The organism is Nostoc sp. UIC 10607 (assembly GCF_047228265.1).
GTDB classification, from domain to species: Bacteria; Cyanobacteriota; Cyanobacteriia; order Cyanobacteriales; family Nostocaceae; genus Nostoc; species Nostoc foliaceum_A.
This window is the reverse complement of record NZ_JBIQNW010000140.1, coordinates 1-5,492: the sequence shown is the minus strand read 5'-3', so window position 1 is coordinate 5,492 and position 5,492 is coordinate 1. Positions and strand designations below refer to the sequence as shown.

The 5,492-nt window shown below is 45.1% G+C and carries 6 protein-coding genes and 1 pseudogene; 2 read left to right on the top strand and 5 right to left on the bottom strand.

Annotation, left to right across the window (positions count from 1 at the left end; all coding sequences use genetic code 11):
- Nucleotides 1–76 precede the first annotated feature (76 nt).
- From ACEYW6_RS35675 to ACEYW6_RS35655, 5 genes and pseudogenes are all read right to left on the bottom strand, one after another.
- Nucleotides 77–718 (bottom strand): annotated as a pseudogene (locus ACEYW6_RS35675) (glucose-6-phosphate dehydrogenase); the annotation flags it as partial.
- 11 nt (nucleotides 719–729) lie between these two features.
- Entirely contained in the window at nucleotides 730–1,752 is a 1,023-nt protein-coding gene (gene gnd / locus ACEYW6_RS35670; RefSeq protein ID WP_412983524.1) for a phosphogluconate dehydrogenase (NAD(+)-dependent, decarboxylating), read from the bottom strand.
- A 696-nt stretch (nucleotides 1,753–2,448) separates the two neighbouring features.
- Nucleotides 2,449–3,348, bottom strand: coding sequence for a hypothetical protein (locus ACEYW6_RS35665; protein ID WP_412983523.1), 900 nt, complete (start codon nucleotides 3,346–3,348; stop codon nucleotides 2,449–2,451).
- Nucleotides 3,349–3,596: 248 nt separating this feature from the next.
- Nucleotides 3,597–4,115, bottom strand: a complete 519-nt coding sequence (locus ACEYW6_RS35660) for a hypothetical protein (protein WP_412983522.1) — start codon at nucleotides 4,113–4,115, stop codon at nucleotides 3,597–3,599.
- A 66-nt stretch (nucleotides 4,116–4,181) separates the two neighbouring features.
- Nucleotides 4,182–4,601 carry a transposase gene (locus ACEYW6_RS35655; protein WP_412983521.1) on the bottom strand — a complete coding sequence of 140 codons (420 nt, stop codon included), beginning with the start codon at nucleotides 4,599–4,601 and terminating at the stop codon, nucleotides 4,182–4,184.
- Nucleotides 4,602–4,707: 106 nt separating this feature from the next.
- Here ACEYW6_RS35655 and ACEYW6_RS35650 point away from each other — a divergent pair, with 106 nt between their 5' ends.
- Nucleotides 4,708–5,202: a helix-turn-helix domain-containing protein gene (locus ACEYW6_RS35650; RefSeq protein ID WP_412983520.1), complete on the top strand. Its 495-nt coding sequence runs from the start codon at nucleotides 4,708–4,710 to the stop codon at nucleotides 5,200–5,202.
- A 77-nt stretch (nucleotides 5,203–5,279) separates the two neighbouring features.
- A complete protein-coding gene (locus tag ACEYW6_RS35645; RefSeq protein WP_412983519.1) occupies nucleotides 5,280–5,438 on the top strand; it encodes a hypothetical protein in 159 nt (52 codons plus the stop codon).
- The last annotated feature ends 54 nt before the right edge of the window (nucleotides 5,439–5,492 follow it).

The window sequence follows — 5,492 nt, the reverse complement described above, 5'->3', positions numbered from 1 at the left end:
AGTCTCCAAGCTGGATTTATCCCCTTTTCCTGCACCCTCTTGACAAAAGTGCAATCCCTCTAACCTCTCACCGATGCCCCCGTCCTTGAATGCCAAAGTCCTCTGCCATCACAATCTGGATGCTTTCAACGTAGTTGCGATTCCAGATCGGTTGCAGAAAAGAGTTGGCAAACCGAAAATAGAGTAAATTCAGCAGTGGTTCTTTGCCCAGGTAATGGTCGATGCGATAGATGGATGATTCGGGAAAAACTGATGCCAGAATTTGATTTAACTCGCGTGCTGATTGCAAATCCCGTCCAAATGGTTTTTCAATTACCACCCGCGCATTTCTAGCACAGCCTGATTTGCCCAATCCTGACACTACTTGTGCAAACAAACTCGGTGGAATTGCCAAATAGTAGAGCGGGCTGGTTGCATCACCAAGGGCTTGACGTAATTTTTCGTAAGTTTCTTGTTGGTTGTAGTCACCAGCAACGTATTGGAGTTGTGCCGAAAGTTTCTCAAATGCGATTGGATCTACACCGCCATGATGTTCTAAGCTACCGCGTACCCTTTGGCAAAGTTGCTCCGTCGTCCAAGGTCGTCCGGCAACGCCAATGACTGGGACATTGAGATGGCCCCGCCGTACCATTGCCTGAAGGCTGGGGAAGATTTTTTTGTAGGCTAGGTCACCTGTTGCCCCAAAAAATACTAGTGCGTCTGAATCAGGAGTTCCCATGATCAACCTCTTTAGGAATTAGCTTTTTCATGATGGCCGCCAAACTGATAGCGCATGGCTGACAAAAGTTTGTCGGCAAAGTCTGCTTCGCCACGGGAGATAAAGCGAGCAAACAGCGCTGCACTTAACACCGGAGCAGGTACAGATTCATCGATCGCCGCGATCACTGTCCAACGGCCTTCGCCAGAATCCGATACGCGACCGCCAAACTCTTCTAAATTAGGGCTTGTCAATAAAGCGATCGCTGTCAAATCCAATAGCCAGGAAGCAATTACACTACCCCGACGCCAGACTTCGGCAATATCTGCGAGATTAAAGTCATACTGATAATGCTCTGGATTGCGTAATGGTGTGGTTTCAGCATCGATCTCGCGCTGATTCTTGCCGATGTTGGCGTGGTGAAGAATATTCAAACCTTCTGCATACGCCGCCATGACACCGTATTCAATGCCGTTGTGCACCATTTTGACGAAGTGTCCCGCACCGATGGGCCCGCAGTGGAGATAGCCTTGCTCGGCAGTACCGCCTGCCTTGTCTCGTCCTGGAGTGCGGTCAATCGCTCCTACACCCGGAGCTAGAGATGCAAAAATGGGATCGAGGCGTTTGACGGCCATTGGTTCGCCGCCTATCATCAAGCAATAACCCCGCTTCAATCCCCAAACACCTCCACTCGTACCGCAATCAACGTAGTGAATGCCTCGCTCCTTTAATGTGGCCGCTCGACGAATGTCATCATGGTAGTATGAGTTACCGCCATCTATAATAATGTCATCTGGTTCGAGTAGCTCAATGAGCGTTTCAATGGTTTCATCCACCGAAGCGGCAGGCATCATCAACCAAAGGGCGCGGGGTTTAGATAACTTGCTGACTAGATCGGCGATTGAGCTTGCTCCGGCTGCAATTACACCTTCCCTGACCATTGCCTCCAATTTCTCAGTACGGCGGACATAGCCAACTACACGATGCCCAGCACGCATCAAACGCTGTGCCATGTTTGCGCCCATACGTCCGAGTCCAATCATTCCAAGTTCCATAGGTTTTTCGCCTCCTGGTTTTCAGCTTTTTGCGTTCAATAGCAGCAAGGGTGGCTGCTATTACTCTGTTGAGGCACTTACGCTCAGACTGAGTTGACACATATCTTGCACCTAGCCCTAACGAATGAAATTCGTGTCTATACAAACGAAGTCCGCCTACGCGGACTAACCGAAAATCAATGGTTTGGAATCCGCGCAGGCGGTGAGTGAGTCGCAGTCTACAGCGCTTCGGGCATCCTTCGGCGGGCGGTTTCCGTCGATTGCGTATCGCTAAAGCGAAAGCTCCGCTAACGCGTAGCGTGCCGGAGGCATCACTCCCGTACAGCCTGCGGCATCCGGAGGCATTACCCGTTCGCCCTTGGCGTTCCCGCAGGGTAGGAGTTTTGTCCGTGTAGCCGCGACTTCAGTCGCTTGGTGCAAGATGTGAATAAAGAAATATGTATTTCGAGACGCAAAGCGCAAGAAATACAACGTCCATTATAAATACCCTAAATTTATTTATGGGGATACATAGCTGCCCTCTGCCTTCGTACTTCTGCCTTCTTAACTCAGGCAGGAAGTGATACTAATTTATAATTCGTAATGACGCTCGCGGACTCGCTACCGCTACGCTAACGTGATTCGTAATTAAGACATATCGAAAAAGGTTTGATAAAGGCTGTTTACACATAGTCTTTAAGGATGGGAGACTTTCCTTTAACTTGAGGTAGGAGCCAGCCAGAGGGCTAAGTTTCGCACATAGGCTTTAATATGTTCAAGGGCTTGTGGGTTTTGCTTCATCCCATCTCCAGGGGGTTCGGTTACAAAGCTAGGTGCGCCCATATCAACATCCCAATTGTAGTCGGCGAAATGGTGGAAGCTTGATTCAGCGATCGCACGTCCTAAAGTATTTCCTTGTTCATCCTGCGTACTTTCAAAAGCAACTGCTAAGTTGAAGTCCCGACCGGAGACTGAGCTTGTACCCAAGGCAATTACTCGTGCATTCTTCACGTTTGCAGGCACACCTACGGCTCCTTCATGGGGATGAGCCGGAAAGAATTCAATCTCCTCAGAAGGTGATGTAGAATTCTTGAGTAAGTCATGAATAGGTTCTATGGGAGTAATTTTCTCGTAGTCACCATTTAACCCAGAATGGAAGTTGGGCCAGGAAATATACTTAGTGTAGATGTCATCAGGGTGGTGGTGCGAGGGATCGGGATCGGGATTCTTACTGTGAAAGTAATGGGCTGCGCCGACACCACCAAGATTGCAAACCGAACAACCTACATCCTGATGGTCACGGCTGACCAATAAACCGCCGCCGCGCTGACGGAAGGCACTGATGCTCTGACACTCTTTTGGAGTTATGCCATCCCCTACATCCACAGCAAACAGCCACAGTTCATCAAAATCTGAATTATCCAGCGTACTTAAAACTGGATCGTTTTTTTCAGCAGTATTTTCTCGATCCCTTGCTGTTACCTGGTACAGGGGTTCCCCAGTGTCACTTTTCAACGAAGCTAAATAGTCCTTTAGCAAAGAAAATCGCCCAATATACCAATCATCTTCATTGGTGGGAATTGTTGTCTGTAAAAGAATTTGAATCGGTTTAGTCATGATCTCACTCCCTAGGGTTCCTCTTGCAGCATGAGCTAATTACTAGATCAACGTGGGAATTGTAGCGAGATAATCTAAGCAAAAAATGAGGATGTTTAAAGAGCAATGCTTTTGTGAAAGCAGAGAGTCGAACTGAAGTTTTCTCAATCTTAGCAGCCGTTTGTATGACTGGTGCCATTGGGGGATGGATACTCCCGATTCTTATTAAAACTTAAACACAGGGATTTTATCTAGCGTGGTAAAATTCACTAGAGAAGACGACTCTCTAGATTAGCTAAGTAACCCTTGGGGTCTCTGCGAAATCGATACTGTTCAATTCTGGCAATGCGTAGTGTTTTTGCAATTGAGAGCGTAATTCGAGCCAAGTTATGAATATCAACTTGTGCTAAATCAGATGCGGTAAAAGAATGAAGTTTAGTAGCGATTGCACAGGCAAGTTTGACAGAACCACGAATAACGAGGGATGAGGGGGCAACCTTACGACCAGTACAACGACGTTGATGATGACGTAGCATACCAAAAGCATGTTCTAAGTCATTATTAGTTCGGGGAAAATCTTCAATTTCGTAACAATGAAAAAGTCCAGACCAGTAGTTATGGGTAGTTTTTATAAAGTTATCGATTGCGGTATTGAGTGTACCAGCTTTCTGTTTTTGTTGGGAAATTTCTGTTAATAGTTCCTGATAACTTTGTTTAACTCCAGCAGCATCAAGACCTATTTTATTATTGAGAATATTACTAGCTTGTATCTTCCCATTGATATGCAAATATAACAGGTGAAAATAAAGATGCAGTTGCAGATAATCCCTTGGCTAGAAGGTGTTTTAGGTTGACTAAGGGTGGGGGTAAAGCACTTTTTTTTCCATCCGTCCTAAGCTTTGCTCTATCAATGTGAAATTTTCTTGTAACTTTAATCCAGATGCTTCTAACGGTGGATGACCATCATTGGTTATAGAACTACGTACTGCCGAGCAATAATCTTCAATAATAGTCGCCAAATCCTTATCTTCATTGGCAACACTACGTTCAATATCTCGTAATCCTCTAACTTTTTTCTTTAATTCCTTTTTTGCATGTCTATCCGCCTCATATATGGGTTTAATTGCCTCCTTAAGGTAATGATAATGACACAAACCATGAGCTACTTTTGGTAATGCTACCCTAACAGCTTTACGAATTGATTGTTGTCCATCACTAACAACGCCATCAATTGGTACATCTAGAGTATTAATTACTTCTAATAATAACGCCACTAAATCTTCATTTCTTGATGATAATAAGGTTTTATACCAAGTCTAAATGAGCGTGCATAGAAATGTAGAATAAAGAACATGGAAGATAGAGACTCATGAGGAACCAATGGCACGCCCTTTCAATCTAGAAGTTCAAGAAAGTGCTGAGTATTTGTCAAAAAGCTTGAAAAATACGCGCACAGCATTTGAAAAAGAGCGTTTACAGATGCTGTGGTGGATAAAAACAGAACAAGTGACACAGCATCAAGAATTGAGCCGAAGATTGGGCAGAGATGGGTCAACAGTAACACGGTGGTTACAAAGGTATCGGCAAGGGGGATTATCCAAGCTTCTAGAGGTAAAAACTGCACCAGGGGCAACTCCTGTGATTCAAGGAGAAATGCTCTCAGAGTTAGTGTCAAAGTTAGAATCCCCAGAGGGATTTAGTAGTTATGGACAAATTGTCGAATGGATAGAGCAAAAATGGAATGTGCAAGTCAATTACAAGACAGTTTACAGTTTAGTCCGCTATAAACTAGGAGCGAAATTGAAAGTACCAAGACCCATAAGCTCATCTATTGATGAGCAAGCTATAAGCCTTTTTAAAAAAACATTCCCTTAGCCTTGGTAGCTTTACAAAACCTATTGGGTGGCGGAAAACGATTACGTTATCTGTGCCAGGATGAGACCAGATTAGGTTTGAAAACCGAAACTGGGCGAGTGATTACGGCTCGTGGTGTCAAACCCATAGTTAAGGTGCAGTGGCCAAGAAAAGCGTATTGGCTTTATGGAGTAGTTGAACCCATATCAGGATGGCATTTTTGCCAGGAGTATCCCATCGGTGAGAGGTTAGAATGATTGCACTTTTGTCAAGAGGGTGCAGGAAAAGGCGATAAATCCAGCTTGGGGACT